The following is a 19,098-nucleotide window of genomic DNA, read 5'->3' as shown; positions in this document are numbered from 1 at the left end:
CAAATGTTGTTTTGGTTAAAAAAAATAGAAATTCATGGTCCTGAACTGGCAGGGAATCAGAATCAAATATAACATTCAATATTCTTTTGATAAACCTATTGTTAAAGTAGTTTGGTTGTGGGCAGAAAAACCTCGGCTGTCATTCCCCGGTACCGGGTTTTAAATTTTTCCTGTATTTTATCAAACCCGGAGTACAAACAGCAGGATTCTTTTTGCCTGTATGTATCTTCTTCAGCAGTGCTCCACATTTATTTCATAACTATGAGGGAGGTAGCAGGGTTAACTGATTACCGTTGACCTTTGCGCAGCATACATATTATCAAATTTCAATTTTAAAACATGTCAGCAACCTCTGGCAGTAAACGGCTGGGTACGGCCCCTGTATTCTTAACAGCCATCTCCACCATTCTGGGTGCCATTATGTTTCTGCGCTTTGGGTATGCAGTGGGGCACGTGGGTATGTTAGGAACCCTTGCTATAGTGCTCATAGGCCATTTGGTAACCATTCCCACGGCTATGGCCATAGCAGAAATTGCTACCAATCAAAAGGTAGAGGGCGGCGGAGAATATTTCATCATTTCACGCTCCTTTGGCCTTAACATTGGCGCTTCCATAGGCATAGCACTGTTCTTCTCACAGGCCATCAGTGTTGCTTTCTATATAATTGCATTTGCGCAGGCCTTTCAGCCGGTTTTCGATTTTTTGCTGGAAGAGTATGGTATCCTGGTTTATGACGACCGTATTGTGAGTATTCCCGCTACTTTACTGCTGATCCTGATTGTCACCACCAAGGGGGCAGATCTGGGCATTAAGGTGCTGTACCTGGTGGTGAGTATTTTGTTTCTGTCACTGGTGATGTTCTTTCTGGGCAGTACGGGTTATGCCGGCACCGGCGATGATTTTGAATTTGGCAAAACAGTAGAGAACCCGGATTCTTTTTTTTATGTGTTTGCTATCTGCTTTCCTGCATTTACAGGCATGACAGCCGGTGTTGGCTTATCAGGAGATCTGAAAGAGCCACGGAAGGCTATACCACTGGGTACGCTGGGGGCAACCATTACCGGCATGTTCATCTACTTTTTTATTGTGTACAAATTATATGTATCAGCAAGTGCCGAAGACCTGGCCGCAGATCAGCTCATCATGAGCAGGATTGCCCTGTGGGGGCCTATTATACCCATAGGGTTGGCTGCTGCTACTGTTTCTTCGGCGCTGGGCTCCATATTGGTGGCTCCCCGCACCCTGCAGGCCCTGGCAGGCGATAAGATTTTTCCGGCAGGCAAACTAAATACCTGGTTAGCCAGGGGAAAAAAAGTAACCAATGAACCCTTTAACGCAACGCTGGTAACCTCTGTGATTGCAATACTATTTGTAAGTGTAGGCGATGTGAACTTTGTGGCAGAGATCATCTCCATGTTTTTTATGGTTACCTATGGTGCAATATGCCTGATCTCTTTTCTCGAACATTTTGCAGGAGATCCGGCTTACCGGCCATCATTTAAATCCCGCTGGTATTTATCGCTGATGGGTGCGCTTTTGTGTCTTTGGCTTATGTTCCAGATGAATGCCCGCTATGCGATTATGGCAATCTTTCTGATGGTGATGATCTTTATTGGTTTAACCCGCACCCGGGAAGATAATAAAGGACTGTCAGTAATCTTTCAGGGAGCTATCTTTCAGCTTAGCCGCAGGTTGCAGGTTTATTTGCAAAAAACAGAAAAAGAAACATCGCTGGGGCACTGGCGTCCCTCGGTAATTTGTATTACCAACAGTACCTTCAAACGCCTTACTGCTTTTGATCTCCTGCGCTGGATCTCCTATAAATATGGTTTTGGTACTTACATTCACCGCCTAGATGGCTATTTGTCCCGGGATTCCCACATAGAATCGCAGGAGGTCATGAACAGGTTAATCAGGATCTCAGAGGTCTCCAAAAGCAATGTTTACCTCGATACGCTCATCAGTCCATCCTACACTTCTGCCATTGCACAGGTAATACAGCTGCCGGGCATTTCAGGTAAGGAAAACAACATGATACTCTTCGAATATTCTAAACACCAGCCCGACAACCTGGAAGATATCGTGGATAATATTCAGCTGATCAAATCAATGGATTTTGATATCTGCATACTAGGCTGTTCTGACCGGAAGTTTGGCCTTAAGAGACAGATCAACATCTGGATTACGGCACAGGATTATGAAAACGCCAACCTGATGATACTGATGGCCTATATCATACTGGGGCATCCGGAATGGAAGAAGGGGAGTATTAAAATATTTGTTATTTCTCCTGAAGAGGAGGCAGAGGTACAGCGTGACAGGATCCTGTCGCTGATCAATTCCGGCAGGTTGCCTATTTCACCTAATAATGTTCAGTTCATGATGCAGGAAGTACACAAAGACCCCAGGCTTATCATCAATGAATTTTCAAAAGATGCTGATTTAACAATTGTGGGCTTCAGGCATGAGCTGATCAGGCATAAAGAAGCTGATGTGTTTGAGGGCTATGATGATTTGGGAGAGATTCTTTTTGTTAATACAAACAAAGAAAAGCAGATCCTCTGATGATGATGAGGCTTTTCTGCAGCAGTTTAGGTTTACCGTGAGTTATGGCTTAGTTGCCAATTAAGCTTCTATCAAGAGGTGTTTGGTAGATGTATTTGTGCGACAATTTTAGCTTCTTTTACTATTGTCCTGACACAAATGTATCAAAAATGTAGGCTGTGATGAAAAGGCTAAATTTCAGTTCATTACGCTGAAAACCTCCAAAACCGCTCCGGCGGCCCTGTAGCTGCGCTCAAACATGGATGTTTTATAACTGCTCCACTCCTGAAATTCTTAATGCCTTTTCATTAGTCACTTCAATTTTCTGTAATAAATATTATTCCAATATTTAGAACATCCCTCTGATAATTTTTCCCGTAGTCTATAATATATCTCCTGAATAGGCTGATATACAGGGCGTAGCAGGTTGAGCTGAACGGCTGACCTGGTAATTTTTTAACCCTGTCTGTTAAATTTTTTAATATTATAGAATTAAGATCATGCTAAAGTTTAATTACCTATGGAGCATTCTTCTGCTTGTAACAATTTTTTCATGTAAACAACAGGAGGATTTAAGTGAAAGTGAAAACAACCTTATAAACCAGGTGCCTGCCGGTGCAATTACTGCCCTGGAATCAGCCGATGATCTCGATATTTTGCTGAATGATATTGGTGATGCCCGCTATGTGTTGCTGGGAGAAGCATCTCATGGTACTGCAGAATATTACAGCTGGCGGGCAGAAATAAGCAGGCGACTGATACAGGAGAAAGGTTTTACCATAATTGCTGTAGAAGGCGACTGGCCCGATATGTACAGGCTAAATCAGTATATAAAAGGGAGTAATGCCTATGGTAGCAGTGCTGCAGCAGTGTTAAGGCAGCAGGAGCGCTGGCCCACCTGGATGTGGGCGAATGAAGAAGTAGCAGCGCTGGGTGAATGGTTGCGCAATTATAACCAGAACCAGCCAGCTGATGAGCAGCTTGGATTTTATGGGCTTGATGTCTACAGCCTCTGGGATTCACTAGAGGAAGTTATTGCTTACCTGGATACCAGAGACCCGGCTGCAGCACAGCAGGCAAGAGAAGCGCTGGCATGTTTTGCGCCATACAACGAAGATGAATGGGCCTATGCACAGGCAGCAGCAACAAATAACGAAAACAGCTGTGCAGATGAACTAGCAGCACTGTTAGCGCGTGTGCAGCAGGAGGTAAGTGCATCGGCCGGAAACGAAGCCCAGCTGAACCTGCAGCAAAATACACTGGTGGCTGTAAATGCAGAGCGCTATTATACTACCGCACTACAAAATGATGCTGCATCCTGGAACATACGCGACCGTCATATGACAGAAACTATCAATAACCTTATTGATTATCATGGAAGTAGTGCCAAAATTATAGTCTGGGAGCATAATACTCATGTAGGAGATGCTCGTGCTACAGACATGGCCAGTGCAGGAATGGTGAACGTAGGCCAGCTGGTGCGTGAGCAGCACAGCGAGGAAGAGGTTTACATAGTTGGTTTTGGTTCTTACCAGGGTACTGTACTGGCAGCCCCCAGGTGGGGTGCAGCTGTGCAAACCATGCAGGTGCCCGCTGCCAGGGCAAACAGCTGGGAGGCCATTATGCACAGTATGGCGCCCAGCGATAAAATATTGTTACTGGAAGAACTGCGGGAGAATAGTGCTTTTATGAGCGAGCGCGGGCACAGAGCCATTGGTGTAGTTTATAACCCCGAGCAGGAGCAGGGTAATTATGTGCCCAGTATACTGCCTGAACGCTACGATGCTTTCCTGTTCATTGACAGAACTACAGCAGTGGAACCTCTTTAAGGGGTAATTCTCCTGGATTAATTTTCTGAATCTGAAGGGATAATGAAGTTCTGTTTTGGGTGTCTGATGTAGGAAGTAGCCGATTTAGGGGCTACTTCCTATTTTTTTGATGCCTGTTCCCATTCTCCTGTTCCCTTAGTCTATCCAGCTTGCTGGTAACAGGGGTGGCTGTGATACCATGTATGAAAATTGATAGAACAACCACTAGGGTAACCAGTGCCCATATTTCTTCTGTGCCTTCAAAATCTTCTTCGTTCAGGGCAAAGGAGAGGTAGTAGAGTGATCCTATGCCACGCATGCCGTAAAAGCTAATAGCCAGGCGATCACGCCAGGGAGCCCTCTTAAAGCCAATCAGGCCTATAATTCCGGCAACAGGACGTACAATGAAGATGATGATGAGGGCACTTACAACCAGTTGCCAGTTGAGCGGTTCCAGCAAACCGCCGGCAATGGCACCACCAAGCCCCAGGAGTATCAAAGCTGTCAGCAAACGCTCTGTTTTTTCTGTGAGTGTATGCAGGTAATCTTGATATTCATGTTTGCGTTTGTAGTTGCGGATTACCACGGCACCTAAAAACACAGCTATAAAGCCATAGCCACCCAGGTACTGCGTTACGCCATAGACCAAAAGTGTGGCAGCAAGCGCACCAAGCCCTATCATCGATTTAGCCAGAGAGGTTTCTGCAGGCATCGAGAATATTACCCGAGCAAGTAAATAGCCCAGCCCCAGCCCAATAACTGCAGCCACACCCAACTTATACAACACATCCATCAGGAGCCATGTTTCTATCCAGTTAGAGGGGTGTGCCCCAGCCAGGGCCATGGCAACTGCCATATTTGTAAAAGGAAAAGCCAGCCCGTCGTTAAGTCCGGCTTCGGATGTAAGCGAAAAACGTACTTCGTCTTCCTCACCATGCCCGGTTTGGTCTGTATCTTCAGTTTCTTCATCTTCTGAACCCTCTCCGGGTGCACCCACCTGCACTTCAGAAGCAAGTACAGGATCTGTGGGCGCAATTACAGCACCTAACAGTACAGCAGTGGCTGGTACAAAAGCGGCTAACCACCAGCCTACCAGGGCAGCAAGCGCAATGGATAATATCATCGTAATGGTCAGTAGCCGCCAGGTTCCGTTCCAGCCCTTCAGGCTTGGCTTCCTGTCAATATTCAGGCCGGCGCCCATAATTGCTATAATTACTCCTAATTCTGTGAGATGCTCGGCAATACTGCCATGCTCTTTTGGGTCAGGTGTTTTTAACCCTAAAGGAAGGGCAATAGCGGCATACCCAAGTGCGAGCAATACAATGGGCAGGGTCAGGGGGTATTTTGCAAGAAGCCGTGGTAGCACAGCGGTAGCCAAAACGGCCAGGCCAATGATAATAAGCCATAAATCATAATGTTCGAATGCCTTGAAGGCTTCTTCTATATCCATATCAATAAATGTAAAGCGTTTGAAATGTTGAAAAAACCTTCATTCAGAAGGAGTTATATAAAAAAATACGCTTTACCCTAAGGTTAGAAGAAGAATCCGTTTTGAATGTTTATAAAATTTCCCTCTTTCGAGTGGGCCATGGTAGCAGAGATGGTGATACGGTTAAGAATGGAAATCCATACACCACCCCCGTATGCCCGGTGCCAGGTATCTGACTTTTCTCCACTGGCCCACACACGGCCGGCATCGTACAAGCCCAGTACACCGGTTTTAACGGGCAGCAGATAAAGTCGGTACTGGATTAAAGAGAGTCGCAGCTCCAGGTTGGTGTAAAGGCTGCTTTTACCAATAAACCTGGTTTTGGGAAAGCCTCTAAGGTTTTGGGTAAGGTCAGGCAGGGTGCCTCCACCCAACATATTAGCCTGGTAAAACTCGTAGGTGCCTGTGTTGAATGCGCCTCCCAGACGGCCGGCAAATGTTAACTGGAATGGCCAGCTTGGGCTCATATAATAGCCTACCTGGTAGGAGTAGTTGCTGTAATTAGGAGTGTTTTTGCTTACTCCCTCGTGCAGGTTTGCTTCGGCTTTAAGTACAAGGCCCCTGGTAGGGTTGTAAATATTGTCTTTTATGTTGGTTTCTATAAAAGCCCTCAGGCCAAGATACTTTTTGGATGAAAAAGGGCTTTGTTCCAGATCGCTTTCCCTGTCTGTATAATATTTGCCTCTCCAGTTGCTTAGGCGGAAGTACTCGAACTTGGGCCCCAGGCCTACAGTAAAAAATGTTGCGAAAGATTTGTTGAGAGATACATTGATGTAGCTGTTATGGAGGCGGGCCCTGTAGTATTCATCAGGTGTATCTGCCGCGGGGCTACTCTCGTTGCCCCAGCCAAAGTAGTTCATTACGTAATAGGGGGTATAGCCCCAGCCGGTAACCACCAGATCGTAATTCCTGATCAGCTTATTGAAATTACCGGTGTAAGATATTCGTCCGGAATTTGTACCAAAGGCATAGTGATAGAGCAGGCGGTGCTCTGTGCCATAAGGAAAGCTGCGGAATTTGTAGGTGCGGTAGGTTAAGCCGATGCCAGGCATCAGGCCATCGTCTTTGTTATAATTAAACACCAGCCGCGGCCCCAGGTAATTGTAAAAGAAGCGGTCGGAGCTTGGCTGGCTGCTGATTTCCCCGGAGGGGTAATCCAGGTTGGTGCGTGCGGTGTGATCGAGTACGTAAGGGTTCTCACCTTCGTCATATACTTTTGTTCTGCCCCGCGATGGCTGAACAAGCGTGGTATCTCCGGATCTGTCAAGGCCTTTGCCGCCAATAACCCGGATCTTTATTTTATTATTATCTGTGCCGCTAACGGTAAACACATCATTCCCCTCCAGCCCGTATAATCTTATTTCCCTGGTTTCACTGCGATTAAATAGCCTGTCGTAGCGTTTTCTGCCTTGTGTTCCTGTAGAGTCTAGTGCAAAAACGGAGATCTGGGTCTGGCGTTTGGATAAATGGTTTATAACAAAAAGCTCGGAACTGTCGGAGCCATATACATCCACATATTTTGCCAGCAACTCATAGTATCTGTCTGCAATCTCGGGCAGCTGCTCGCGTCTGCTTTTCAGGTTGCTGATGATTTTGGGTCCATTGATAGGGAAAACTTCAGGAGGCATCTGCCTGATCGCTCTTTCCAGCTCCTGGTCTGTTAGTGTTGTTTGCAGCTCTTTGGCAATGGAACGCCAGTCTTCGCGGCTTAAGGAAGTGAGGAAGCGCCTGTCCATGGTGCGGGCAGAGGTGTTAAGCCCTTTCAGGTCCCTGATTTTTCCAGTAAAATTCTGCAGATTCCTGAATGCCCAGCGCCTGCTGATAAGCCAGGGCAGCGGTCCCTGGAAGCTGAAAAAAGCATTGTCCCGATCGTCGGCAACCGGTAAATACTCAATGCCACCATTTTTTCGCATGCCTATCCAGTGGTACTGATGTTCGTGGCGGTCCCAGTCGCCCACCAGCATATCGAGGAGGCGCAGTTTAGCAAAAGTGGGTTCATTGATCCATTGATTCTGATTTCTTTCCAGGGCATCGATCAGGCTTTCGTACTCAAGAGACTGCCCGGGGAATGCAAGATTCTCGGGTTTCTCCACGTGCTGGTCTTCAGCCTGTTCCTCCATATAACCAATCGTTCCGGCAAAATTCTGCTGCCAGGGGCCAAGGCAGGCGCTGTTTGGCAGGGATACCAGCTCCGGATGGTTAAAGGGCAGGCCAGCTGCTCTTTCCAGCGGAGCAACCATCAGGGGAGCGTAGGGGTGCTGCAGCATTACATGGTTGCGGGTCTGGTTCTCCAGTGAGCGTGATAGCCTGTACTCTTCCGGTACCACCTTCAGTACACTTCTGTCGAGTGAGCGGAAGAGGAACTCCTGCCCGGCGGCATTTCTTAGCCTCAGCGATTTATGATAAACTGATCCGGTGGTATTGTAAGGGGCCAGCCCGCCAACAGTATCCTGCAGGTCTATCACCGGCATTTTTACAGGTGTTGTCCACTCGCGGGTATAGTGGCGGCCATAGAAGGCCTTGCCCAGCTGCAGCCGCGCTGCAGATACGGTGTCTGCAGCTTTGGTAACAGTGGCAGGTAAGCTGTTTTCTTCAGCAGGATCGCAAAAGTCTGTTTCTTTTTTGCCTATGTACAAGCGGGTACGATAGCTTAGCACACCCTCGGAGCCATCTGTGCCTTCTGTCCAGTACTCAATCCAGGCTTCGGAGTTGGGGTAGTACATAACTTTTGCAAAGCCTTTTGCCCGCTGCGCAAATTCTGCGTTGTTGCCTTCTACTATGTGGTTTGTTTTGCATCCCGAGCCACTCAGTACATGAATCAGTTTTCCTGTACGGTGCAGCTGCAGGTTGTGGTCGTGGCCGGCAGCAAATACTACATTATCGTGGTGCCTGAATACCCGCATCAGCTCGTCTATGAGTAGCTGGTAGCGGTAATGGGGTATATCCTGGTCTACACCCCCGTACCTGCGGTAAAAGGGGTATAAGGAACCAATTACCGGAATAGGAACATAGAGTTCGTCGCGAACCAGGGTAAGGGGAAAGAGGTGATCAAAAATGGAATAATAACCGCCATGATTGCTGTTGCTCATGAGTGGGTGGTGGCCTGCTACAATCACATGCCTGCTCCTGTTACGCTCCAGCATCTGGCTAAGCAGCCTGAGCATTTCTGCTTCATTGGCAGCAGCACATCCGCTAAAGCGGCCGTATGGTTTTTCGTGCTGGTGCAGCCACCACTGGGTGTCTATAACGAGCAGTACCACTTCGGGGCTAAGCTCAATCTCCACCGGGCCGGGGCACCCATTATCGGGCACATAGGTGTTGCCCTTATCCAGGTATTTTTCAACAAACGCTTCCTGCAGGTTTACTCTTAAAAGCCCTCCTTCCCGCATATAATTCCAGTCGTGATTGCCGGGGATAAAAGCCACTTTTCCTGGATGATCTTCAACCACTTTCAGCTGTTTAATCAGCTTTTGCTCACTTTCTTCACGGTCGTGGTGGCCTTCCGGAGGCAGACCGTCATGATAGATATTATCTCCCAGTACCACCAGTGCACTGTTGGGTTGGGCTGCCATCTGTTTTTTTAACAGCTGCAGCGTGGGCTCCGGTTCTTCCAGGTTGGGGCTGCCGGCATCGCCAATGAGATAAACCGTGTAAAGGGGTGCTTCATCAGGCATCTGGCCCTGCTGCCAGTCTGCAGTTTCGGGGCTGTAGTAGACGCGGGTAATGCAACTACATTGGCAAATAAGTAATCCTAAAAACAGGTAGTGAGTAAACTTCTTCATGAGAGGTTCCGGGAGCAGTGTTCTACCATGCTCAAACTACACCTCTGTTTAAATGTTTAGCTGTTAAAGTACTGCTAGGATAAACAGCCTTAGATTTCAACAAACCTGCAGGTTTCATCGGTTTATCCCCTGCTTCACTGCGGGTGCCGGGGCAAATCAGCCAGGCTGCGGCTTATTCAGTTATTTCTATCCTGTTCCCTTCAGGATCAAGCACAACACTTTCGTAGTAGCCATCGCCAGTAGTGCGAGGCTGCCCTGCAATGGTATAACCCGAGGCTGCCAGCCTGCTGGTGAGGTTATCAACAGCCTCTTTAGAGCCAACGCTTATGGCAAAATGAATCAGGCCCCTGTATTCGCTGCCCGGGGCATGTTGCAGCGCCGGTATTTCTGGTTTGTGCATTAGCTCCAGCCGGCATCCGTCAGTAAAAGAAATAAAATACGAACTGAAGTTTTTTGCAGGATTATGATAGCGGGAACTGGCTTTGCCTTCAAAATAACTTTCATAAAAGGATTTCATCTGTTCCAGGTCAGATGTCCACAGGGCTACGTGATCAATTTTCATATCAGGAAATCAGAAACCAATACTTAAGCATGCTTGCTGATAATATATAGAAACAAACTGAAGGTTTATAATGAAGAGCAGCCTTATTGTTAAAAAAGAAAGCAGGGCCAGGGCCCTGCTTTGTATGCTTAGGTATGTTGGAGCAGGACGAAGTGCTATCTGCCAAAATCATCCTGAACCCGAACAATATCATCCTCATCAGATGGGTTGCTGGCATCTGTATGCTGCCAGATCTCTGCCAGTACACCCCAGTCTTGAAGTCCTACCAGCCTGTGCCGCTCACCTTGTTTGAGGGTAATCAGCTCGCCGGGACTATACTCCTTAAGTTCCCCTTCCTGGTCGGTATCGCTTGTAACCACGCCAACCTTGCCCTGCACCACTTTCCAGATTTCTGCACGGCGGTGGTGGTATTGCCACGAAAGTCTTTTCTCAGGGGCAACCACCAGTATCTTGGGGCTTAATTTGCCAGATATTCTTAGCGTATCAACAGAAAGGCCATCAAAATACTGGTCGGCAAAAGCCTGGGCCTGGTCTTCCTTTATTACAAAAAAACCACCCCAGGGGCGGCCCTGGTCTTTTCTGTCGATGGTGAAGCCCTGGGCCTCTAATTGTTTTTCCATTTGCTGAAACAGCTCCTGTTTTTTGCTTTCGTTGCTCATGCTCTGAGGGTTGTGAACACTAAAGATCTATTTATTCAGGACTGCAAATTAAAAATCTATTTGAAAACTTCTTCTACACCTGTAAAACTTGTTTTGCCTGCAGGAACAGGGGGGATTCATCAAACACATATCCTGTTGTTTCTTTCAGGTTAAAAGCTAGCTGGTTTTTACGGGAAAGGAGTCTGGAAATCTTTCACCGCAAAGTAATACTCACTTAACAATTACATAATATAGATTAAGTAAATTTGCGCCGTTCATTTTATCAAATTGTTAAGTAAATGTTATGGAATCAGCAACACTCAGTGATGCATCAAACCCATGCCTGAGAACAGCCTGATACTAAAGCATTAGTTTTTCTTCCAGAAGCTAATCTTATTATAAAACTTAGTGTGCTTTAGTATGATCATCTTCAGATTTCCACCAGCATCACTATTTAAATAGCACACAAACCGGCCCGATCTGAAACAAACCTGTAGTCTGGTTAAAAACATATTAATCAAGGAAGTTAAGTCGCTGTTTTACACTTATTATGCCCCCATTCAAAAATCTCTGCAGTAACAGGCCAAAGCTTTTGCTGCAAGCTACTCTTTTTGTTTTTTGTTCTTTTCTGATAGGGATTGCTCCCGGAAAAGTAAATGCACAGTCAGTCAATAAATCAAGGGTAGGAAAAGGTGTACAGTTTGTAGCTGCAGACACTTCTTTCTCGCTCAGGCTGAATGCCCGTGTACAAACCCTGTACATGGGGGTGCAAGACTTGCAGGAGGATAGTTACAGCGATCGTTTTCTGGTGCGCCGTGCCCGCCTTAAAATGGAGGGTTTTGCTTATCACCCAAACCTGGAGTACAAGATAGAACTCGGCCTGAGTAACTCAGATATAGGTGGCGGTATTAGCCGTGAATTCAATAACACTGCCAATATTATTCTGGATGCTGTTTTACGCTGGCAGTTTGCTCCAAATTTTGAGGTTTGGTTCGGACAGACCAAACTGCCGGGCAACCGTGAACGGGTTATTTCGTCCCAAAAGCTTCAGTTTGTTGACCGCAGCCTGCTGAACAGTAGCTACAATATTGACCGGGATGCCGGTGTACAGTTACATCATACTTTTTCTGCCGGAAATGTGGTGTTCCGCGAAATGCTAGCGCTTTCTATGGGAGAGGGGCGTAACATAGCTGTAGATAACCGGGGGGGATACGAGTATACGGGCAGGGTAGAGGTGCTTCCCTTTGGAGAGTTTACAGCAGATGGTGATTATTTTGGAGCTGACTTAGCCAGGGAAAAAACACCTAAATTATCTGTTGGTGTATCTTATGATTACAACGACCGTGCCTCCAGGCAGGGCGGACAGTTAGGCAGTTTCTTTGACCAGGAGCGTACCCTCAAAGCATTTTTTGCTGATGCCATGTTCAAATACAGGGGCTTTTCTGCCATGGCAGAGTATGCCGATAAGGAATCTGTAGGAACCCCTGTTGTTGAAACCAACGAATTTGGCAGTGTTACCCGGGCCTTCCAGACTGGTACAGGTTTCAATATTCAGGCAGGCTATGTTTTTAAGAATAACTATGAAATTGCAGGACGTTATACCTCAATTAATGCAGAGCTGTTAACCCAGCGAGATGACCTGAGGCAATATACCCTTGGCCTCTCTAAATATATAGCCGGCCATACGGTTAAAGTGCAAAGCGACATTAGCCTTTTAAGAGCAGAAGAGATAAATAATGAGCTGATGTACCGCTTCCAGGTAGAGATAGGCTTCTAAAAGCCAGTTGCTTAACTGTAGGCAGGCTACAGCTTAAAAGAGAGTGTTTAACCGGCTATAGAAGTGGGTGTATGCAGGGCATGTTAGAATGCGGTGCATACACCTACTTCTTTTTTTTCTTCTTTTTGCTGCTGTTTTCGAGCTGCTCCTGCTCCCGCAGCAATGCCTTCCAGTTATCGTCTACATCGGTGGTAAAATCAAGGGTTTCTTTATAGGCTTCCTTGCTGATGTCCATTCGGATGACGGGCTTATCAAGGTAGCTTTCAATTTCCTCCAGCAAGGGTTTTTCTTCGGTGCTGCAAAAAGAAACAGCCTGGCCTTTCTGGGTGCCGCGGCCGGTACGGCCCACACGGTGCACATAGTTCTCGGGCTGTTCAGGCAAATCGTAGTTGACCACGTAATCCACACCGGGAATATCAATGCCGCGGGCGCTTACATCTGTGGCAACCAAAACCTTTACCTCTCCGCTTCTGAACTGCTGCATTACCTGCAGGCGATCACGCTGTTCTTTATCGCCATGAATGGTCATGCTCCTGATGTTCATACGCTCCAGCGCCTTGTGCACCCGTTCGGCGCGCACCTTGGTACGCACAAACACCAGTATCTTCTTGTCCGGATTTTCATTGATCACGCGCTCCAGGAAAAACCGCTTGTCGTCCATCTCCACAAAGGCCACAGCATGATTGATGTTTTTGGCAACCGGATCTTTCGGTGAGATCTGGATGCGAATGGCATTGCGCACCAGCGAATAGGCCAGCTTTTTTATGGTTTCATTGATGGTGGCCGAAAAGAAAAGCGTTTGCCGCTGGCGTGGTATTACGTGCATCAGGTCCTGGATGTCGCGCAAAAAGCCCAGGTCCAGCATATGGTCGGCTTCGTCCAGGATCAGGATCTGGATACGGTGTAGCTTCAGGTGGCCCTGACTTACCAGGTCAAACATACGGCCGGGCGTGGCTACGAGTATGTCAAAACCTTTTTCCAGCCTGCTGATCTGCGGATCCTGTTCCACCCCGCCAAAAATGCTGTAGGTTTTTACTTTAGTGTATTTCCCTAGTGTTTCGAACACCTCTGTAATCTGCAGGGCAAGCTCCCGGGTAGGTACCATAATAATGCACCTGATACCATCTTCACGGCTGGCCTTTTTCTTTTGCTCATGCAGCATATGCAGTACCGGAATGGCAAAAGCAGCAGTTTTTCCGGTGCCAGTCTGAGCAATTGCCAGCACATCTTCTCCTTTTACAATAGGAGGGATGGACTTGTACTGTATATCGGTAGGCCGTTTAAAGCCCAGTTCTGCCAGGCTTTTTTTAATTTCGGGGGCCAGGGGGTAATCATCAAACTTCATGGTACATCAAAAAATAATGGTAAATATAGCACTAACATAGCTTAGTTAACGAGAGGTGCCCTTCTAAGGCCATCATATACCGGCTAGGGAAGGCTATGTTAAGATTCTCTCCTAAAGAATTTAGGAGTAGTTACAGTTCTTACATACAGATCCTCTACCTTCTGCCGGGCCCATGGGGTAGTACGCAGGAACTTGAGGCTGGACTTTATGCTGGGGTTTTCATTAAAGCAGCGAATGTTGATCAGAGAACCCAAAGTTTCCCATCCATAGCGGTCTACCAGTTCGTTGAGTATGGCTTCCAGTGTTTTGCCGTGTAAGGGGTTGTTGGGTTGTTGTTCTGCTGACATTTCTCTCTTGTTTCGGGCTCTTATAGATTATACAAAGCAAAGCAAAAACTGTTGGAATTACAGCACTAATAAGCCCCGCTCCCTAAGTTCTTTAGTGGTATTGCTGTACCAGAACACATGAAAACTGCCCAGCTCCTGTTGCTGAAAATCGGCTTCCAGTTCTGCAAATGTATAAGTCCGGGAACCGTCGGGCATAAGTGCGGGGAGCAGCGCGGCTAACCAGCGGCCCCAATCCTCCTGCAGTTGCAGGTTAAAATCTTCCTTCTTATTGACAAAGCTAAGTTCTGCCATGGCGATGCTCTTGCCCTTTTTGCTTTTGCTGAAGCTGCGGATGGCAGGGGTGTTTCCCAGCCATACTATTTTGGCATTTGGCTTAGGCAGTGCTGTTTCTTCGGTGGCTAAGATTCTTTCAATATGGTTTGGCGGTATGGTGGTACGGGGCACTTTAAAATTAAACCATTTGTCGAGCGAAAATTCAAAGCAGATGCCATGCATATAGTTGAAGAGCGATTTCTTGAGCCCTTCGCTGAAGGCATCATGATCAGCACCAATGCTATCCAGGTGCACAATGTCATTGTTGGCAAAAGTGCCAACCTCTGCAGTGGCTTTTCTAACCTTAAACAGTTCGGGGTTCAGGCCAATAGGGCTGTGGGCGGTCATGGCAAACTGGTGCCAGAAACCAGATTGTACCACACCATTCATGAAAAGCTGGCGCACCACCTCCAGAGAATCGATGGTTTCCTGTGCGGTTTGGGTAGGGAAGCCGTACATGAGGTAGGCGTGCACCATAATACCCGCCTGGGTGAGGTTGTCGGCCACCCGCGTAACCTGCGCAATGGTAACACCTTTTTTAATGAGGGTCAGCAGCCTGTCAGAGGCAACCTCCAGACCGCCTGATATGGCTATGCAGCCCGATTCCTTCAGGAGTATGCAGAGATCACGGGTAAAGCTTTTTTCAAAACGGATGTTGGTCCACCACACAACGGTGAGGCCACGCCGAATAATTTCCAGTGCCAGCTCCCGCAGCAGTGCAGGGGGTGCAGCCTCATCTACAAAGTGAAAGCCATTCTGCCCGGTTTGTGCAATGATCTCCTCCATGCGGTTGCATAGCAGGGCTGCGGTAACAGGTTCATAGCGCTTGATATAATCCAGGGAAACATCGCAGAAGGTGCACTTGCCCCAGTAGCAGCCGTGGGCAAGCGTAAGCTTGTTCCAGCGACCGTCGCTCCAGAGCCGGTGCATGGGGTTGGCAATTTCAATCACCGATAGAAAGCTGTCAAGTGGGAAATCCGAGTAATCGGGGGTGCCTACTTCACGCTGCGGGTAGTCTTTTTCCGGACTGCCGTTAAAATACACCACTTTGCCCTCCTGTAGTGCAAAAGTTCTTTTCAGCTGCTCAAGGGGGCGTTTGCCATCCAGGTACTCAATCAGGTGGTATATGGGTGCCTCTCCGTCATCAAGACAAATAAAATCTACATATTCAAAAACCCGTGTCTCTGAAAGGGAGCGGAGCTCGGTATTCGGAAAGCCTCCGCCCATTACTATTTTTATTTCGGGATAGTGATGCTTAATCCACTGGCCGCATTTAAATGCACCAAACAAATTGCCCGGGAAGGGTACCGACAGGGCAACCAGGGTAGGTTTTTCCTGCTCAATTTTCTGCTTTAGCAGGTCCAGCATAATATCTACGATAAAGCTGTGAGAGGCCTGCAGTGCCTCGTGCAGCTCATCAAAGCTGTTAGCGGAGCGCCCCAGGCGTTCGGCATAGCGGCTAAAGCCAAAATAGGGATCAATAGCCTCTACAATCAGGTCGGAAATATCTTCGAGGTAAAGGGTGGCCAGGTGCCGGGCTTTGTCGCGGGTGCCCATGGTACCAAAAGCCCACTCCAGGTCGTCGAGCTGTTCAAAGCGGGAGGCCTCAGGCAGGTAATTGCCTTCGCAGATAACATGGCCGAGGGTTGGGTTATTATCCTGCAGAAAATCAATCACCAGGTCAATGGTGCGGATGTATTCTTTCTGCAGGGCCAGTATGCGGCGGCTGTTGGGGGTAAGTGTAGCCTCTTTGGTGGCAACTTCTTTGAACAGTGCCTTAAACCCACTGGCAGAAAATAGCGCCAGGATTACCTCAATGCCCAGGTCGGTCTGGTACGAAGGGATGTTTTTCGTATTCAGAAAACCCTTTAGATATGCCGTAGCGGGGTAGGGCGTATTCAGCTGGGTAAAAGGGGGCGTTATCAGCAGTAATTTCTGGCTCAAGGCTTTGTTCTTTCGGGCGCTGTAGGTTAACCAGCAAATTTACCCTTTAAGTTCAGCATTGCCCTGGCAGTTGAGGAATTATTGTGGGGCTGCATAGCAATGGTACTTCTGTGCAAGGGGCGACCAGCGGAGGTGTTTCTACATCGGGGAAGCACGGCAGAGAGATTCATTACCTCTCCTGTGGGGAAATGCGCTTCCAGAACAGTCATCAATCAAGCATTGCTTTATCCTGCTGTGGCGGCCAAATCCCCCTCTCCTGGAGGAGAAGAAGGCTACGGAAGGGGTGCTCAATCTTTACTGCTCCCTCTGTGCCTTTGCAATAGCCGATATCAGTTCTTCATCTTTAAGCTCCTGCAGCCAGTCATTTGCTAGCTCCAGCCTTACCGACTGCGCGCCGCCCCTGGGGGTGCATACCACCGGTACTTTATGGTTTTTATCCTCTGAAAGTTCTTTTGCTTTTTCGGCAAGTGCTCCTGAAACGCCTGCAAATGCCTGGACACAGGTCCAGCTTGTTCCTTCCTGGTCGGTTACTTCTCTTTGTTCCATCTGGCTCTTTATGGTTTGGTTTAGGTGTAGCTGCTGCTGCACCAAGCATGATAGGCATCTAGTACGGATTTCAATTTGGCTGGTTTTGTCTGACTGCTTCTGCAGCCGCACTTGTCTGCTGGTGTATGAGTGCTGAAACATAAAAGGTTACAATAGCTTTTAGCTTGTATGGAGGCAAAAAATACTAGGTTTATAGCTGTGGTAATGCGTTTATTGGCCGGCTGCTGCATGCTGGGCGGGCTTATGATTTGCCCCATATACCGGGCAAAAGCACAAAGCTGGTCGGCAGAGATATTTGCAGGTACTGCCTGGAGTATGCCTATGCCGCTGCGCATTGAGCAGCCTGGTGAAGATCCTTTACAGTTTCGAGCCCGCTACAGCACCCGTCCCTGGAAGGGCTCTCCCTATTATGCCTATCGCCTGGGCTACAGGCAATGGAGTGCTGAGCTGGTGCATCATAAGTTATACCTGCAGAATCCGCCACCGGGAATAGAGCATTTTGAGGTATCGCATGGCTACAACCTTGCCTATGTAAGCCGCATGCTTACGGAACCTGCTGCACCCTTGGTTTTCAGGCTGGGTCTGGGGCTGGTAATCGGGCATCCTGAAGGGCGCATCAGGGGGAAAGCCATTAACCCGGTAAAAAGCTTCCTGGGAGGGGGCTACCATCTATCGGGAGTTAGTATGCAGTTTACTGTGTCCCGAAGGTTAGCTCTGGGAGACCATTTTTTTATTAACCCGGAGGCCAAGTTTACAGCAGCATGGGCCCGCATGCCGCTCTCAGGAGGTGGCTTTGCCCAGGTGCCAAATGTAGCCATGCATACGCTGCTGGGGCTTGGTTACCGGCGCAGATAGCGCTGCTATTCAGCTGAGGAATCTCGCATCAGGCTGCTGCAAAACTTTATTAACCTCAAGAACTTCAGTTGTCTTTTATGTTTAGGCCTGGTTTAACTCCTGAATCCCTCTGATGTTTTGGGTACTAAGGGTAAAAGTTTGTTTATGCTGAAAATCTTCTTATATTTAATGTACATCTTTATTAAATGCAAGCAGAGCAAATTGAGCGGCTCATCAAGATCAGTAAAACCAAACCTTTGCTGCCGGAAGTTTTTGTGCCCTGGCAGGAAGAGCCCTCTGAAAATGACATTTACCTTAGCGAAAAATTAAGCTCTCTGTATGGCGATCCGCTTTACGACACTTTAAGCAGACAGCAAAAATTAGAACTGGGCAGGCATGAGGTGGTGCAGGTGATGTTTTCCTACGCCTGGAGCGAAGGTCTCTTCTGCCTGTTCATGAACAGGTACATTCTTACACTTATGCCCGATTCGCTGGAGTACCGTTTTCTGCTTCGGGAGCTGATCGAGGAGTTTCGGCACCAGGATATGTTTACGCAGGCAATTTTAAGACTTGGTGGGGAGCCGGTAAAGCCTACTGCCATGCATAAGTTTGTGGGTGTTTTTACAGCTCGTTTTATGCCATCAGATGCTGTGTTTCTATCCGGCCTTTCCGTAGAAGTAATGGCTGATACTTATGGCACCTATCTAAGAAAAGATCCATCGGTGTACAAGGTGCTGCGTAAGGTTTCCGAACTGTACAACATCGAAGAAGCCAGGCATATTCTTTTTGCTAAAGATTACCTCTCGCGCTTTGTGTCTAGGGCAGGTTTTTTTAGGCGGAGCTGGTACAGCTATATTGTTTTGCTCAACATCTATTTTATGCGCACGCTCTATGTGAAAAAAGTAATTTTTGAGCGTATATTATTTCTCCCCTGAAGAAGGGGGTGAAAACTTCTTTAACACACATCAGCAACATACAGGAGGCAATCGGGTTATTCTGTAAGTCGGACTTAATGCCAAACCTGATCCGGCTTAATATTGCCGATGAACCCCGGTACTGTTTAGCATCTGTTTTAAGAGATTTATTTAGCGTATATTATGGAAAAAAGCTGCCTGTTTTACCACTGTCTCCGGCAGTTATACGCCCCCTGGTCCTTATCAACACAAAGTG

The 19,098-nt window shown here is 47.6% G+C and carries 13 protein-coding genes; 5 read left to right on the top strand and 8 right to left on the bottom strand.

Annotation, left to right across the window (positions count from 1 at the left end):
- The first annotated feature begins 339 nt into the window (after positions 1 to 339).
- Positions 340 to 2,565, top strand: coding sequence for an amino acid permease (locus KWJ01_RS10735; protein ID WP_224996440.1), 2,226 nt, complete (start codon positions 340 to 342; stop codon positions 2,563 to 2,565).
- Between the two features lie 479 nt (positions 2,566 to 3,044).
- On the top strand, positions 3,045 to 4,373 hold the full coding sequence (locus KWJ01_RS10730; protein ID WP_224996439.1) for an erythromycin esterase family protein: 1,329 nt from the start codon (positions 3,045 to 3,047) through the stop codon (positions 4,371 to 4,373).
- Between the two features lie 91 nt (positions 4,374 to 4,464).
- Here KWJ01_RS10730 and KWJ01_RS10725 read toward each other — a convergent pair whose 3' ends face one another.
- From KWJ01_RS10725 to KWJ01_RS10710, 4 genes are all read right to left on the bottom strand, one after another.
- Complete coding sequence (locus KWJ01_RS10725; RefSeq protein ID WP_224996438.1) at positions 4,465 to 5,802, bottom strand: sodium:proton antiporter; 1,338 nt, start codon at positions 5,800 to 5,802, stop codon at positions 4,465 to 4,467.
- An 83-nt stretch (positions 5,803 to 5,885) separates the two neighbouring features.
- The gene (locus KWJ01_RS10720) at positions 5,886 to 9,623 is read right to left on the bottom strand and encodes a metallophosphoesterase (protein ID WP_224996437.1); all 3,738 of its coding nucleotides are present in this window, start codon (positions 9,621 to 9,623) and stop codon (positions 5,886 to 5,888) included.
- Positions 9,624 to 9,795: 172 nt separating this feature from the next.
- Positions 9,796 to 10,185 (bottom strand): VOC family protein, encoded by a 390-nt coding sequence (locus KWJ01_RS10715; RefSeq protein ID WP_224996436.1) that lies wholly within the window; start codon positions 10,183 to 10,185, stop codon positions 9,796 to 9,798.
- 155 nt (positions 10,186 to 10,340) lie between these two features.
- A complete protein-coding gene (locus tag KWJ01_RS10710) occupies positions 10,341 to 10,844 on the bottom strand; it encodes a phosphoheptose isomerase (RefSeq protein WP_224996435.1) in 504 nt (167 codons plus the stop codon).
- Positions 10,845 to 11,415: 571 nt separating this feature from the next.
- Here KWJ01_RS10710 and KWJ01_RS10705 point away from each other — a divergent pair.
- Positions 11,416 to 12,600, top strand: a complete 1,185-nt coding sequence (locus tag KWJ01_RS10705) for a porin (RefSeq protein WP_224996434.1) — start codon at positions 11,416 to 11,418, stop codon at positions 12,598 to 12,600.
- A 103-nt stretch (positions 12,601 to 12,703) separates the two neighbouring features.
- On the opposite strand, the gene KWJ01_RS10700 is transcribed toward KWJ01_RS10705, so the two are convergent.
- The 4 genes from KWJ01_RS10700 to KWJ01_RS10685 all read right to left on the bottom strand — a co-directional run bounded on the left by KWJ01_RS10700 (position 12,704) and on the right by KWJ01_RS10685 (position 17,094).
- Positions 12,704 to 13,945: a DEAD/DEAH box helicase gene (locus KWJ01_RS10700; protein ID WP_224996433.1), complete on the bottom strand. Its 1,242-nt coding sequence runs from the start codon at positions 13,943 to 13,945 to the stop codon at positions 12,704 to 12,706.
- 98 nt (positions 13,946 to 14,043) lie between these two features.
- The gene (locus KWJ01_RS10695; protein ID WP_224996432.1) at positions 14,044 to 14,292 is read right to left on the bottom strand and encodes a VF530 family DNA-binding protein; all 249 of its coding nucleotides are present in this window, start codon (positions 14,290 to 14,292) and stop codon (positions 14,044 to 14,046) included.
- A gap of 57 nt (positions 14,293 to 14,349) precedes the next feature.
- On the bottom strand, positions 14,350 to 16,548 hold the full coding sequence (locus tag KWJ01_RS10690; RefSeq protein ID WP_224996431.1) for a radical SAM protein: 2,199 nt from the start codon (positions 16,546 to 16,548) through the stop codon (positions 14,350 to 14,352).
- 294 nt (positions 16,549 to 16,842) lie between these two features.
- The gene (locus KWJ01_RS10685; protein WP_224996430.1) at positions 16,843 to 17,094 is read right to left on the bottom strand and encodes a hypothetical protein; all 252 of its coding nucleotides are present in this window, start codon (positions 17,092 to 17,094) and stop codon (positions 16,843 to 16,845) included.
- Positions 17,095 to 17,298: 204 nt separating this feature from the next.
- Here KWJ01_RS10685 and KWJ01_RS10680 point away from each other — a divergent pair, with 204 nt between their 5' ends.
- Both KWJ01_RS10680 and KWJ01_RS10675 read left to right on the top strand, forming a co-directional pair.
- On the top strand, positions 17,299 to 17,949 hold the full coding sequence (locus KWJ01_RS10680; RefSeq protein ID WP_224996429.1) for a hypothetical protein: 651 nt from the start codon (positions 17,299 to 17,301) through the stop codon (positions 17,947 to 17,949).
- Between the two features lie 185 nt (positions 17,950 to 18,134).
- Positions 18,135 to 18,863: a diiron oxygenase gene (locus KWJ01_RS10675; RefSeq protein ID WP_224996428.1), complete on the top strand. Its 729-nt coding sequence runs from the start codon at positions 18,135 to 18,137 to the stop codon at positions 18,861 to 18,863.
- Positions 18,864 to 19,098 lie beyond the last annotated feature (235 nt).

It is taken from the genome of Cesiribacter sp. SM1 (assembly GCF_020178975.1).
GTDB lineage: Bacteria > Bacteroidota > Bacteroidia > Cytophagales > Cyclobacteriaceae > Cesiribacter.
The sequence above is the reverse complement of the archived record's forward strand: the minus strand, read 5'-3'. Positions and strand labels throughout refer to the sequence as shown.

Bases quoted from the DNA above. Each gene is read 5' to 3' on its own strand.
- KWJ01_RS10735 (WP_224996440.1), top strand. From the start codon at position 340: ATGTCAGCAACCTCTGGCAGTAAACGGCTGGGTACGGCCCCTGTATTC.
- KWJ01_RS10730 (WP_224996439.1), top strand. From the start codon at position 3,045: ATGCTAAAGTTTAATTACCTATGGAGCATTCTTCTGCTTGTAACAATT.
- KWJ01_RS10725 (WP_224996438.1), bottom strand. From the start codon at position 5,802: ATGGATATAGAAGAAGCCTTCAAGGCATTCGAACATTATGATTTATGG.
- KWJ01_RS10720 (WP_224996437.1), bottom strand. From the start codon at position 9,623: ATGAAGAAGTTTACTCACTACCTGTTTTTAGGATTACTTATTTGCCAA.
- KWJ01_RS10715 (WP_224996436.1), bottom strand. From the start codon at position 10,185: ATGAAAATTGATCACGTAGCCCTGTGGACATCTGACCTGGAACAGATG.
- KWJ01_RS10710 (WP_224996435.1), bottom strand. From the start codon at position 10,844: ATGAGCAACGAAAGCAAAAAACAGGAGCTGTTTCAGCAAATGGAAAAA.
- KWJ01_RS10700 (WP_224996433.1), bottom strand. From the start codon at position 13,945: ATGAAGTTTGATGATTACCCCCTGGCCCCCGAAATTAAAAAAAGCCTG.
- KWJ01_RS10695 (WP_224996432.1), bottom strand. From the start codon at position 14,292: ATGTCAGCAGAACAACAACCCAACAACCCCTTACACGGCAAAACACTG.
- KWJ01_RS10685 (WP_224996430.1), bottom strand. From the start codon at position 17,094: ATGGAACAAAGAGAAGTAACCGACCAGGAAGGAACAAGCTGGACCTGT.
- KWJ01_RS10680 (WP_224996429.1), top strand. From the start codon at position 17,299: ATGCGTTTATTGGCCGGCTGCTGCATGCTGGGCGGGCTTATGATTTGC.
- KWJ01_RS10675 (WP_224996428.1), top strand. From the start codon at position 18,135: ATGCAAGCAGAGCAAATTGAGCGGCTCATCAAGATCAGTAAAACCAAA.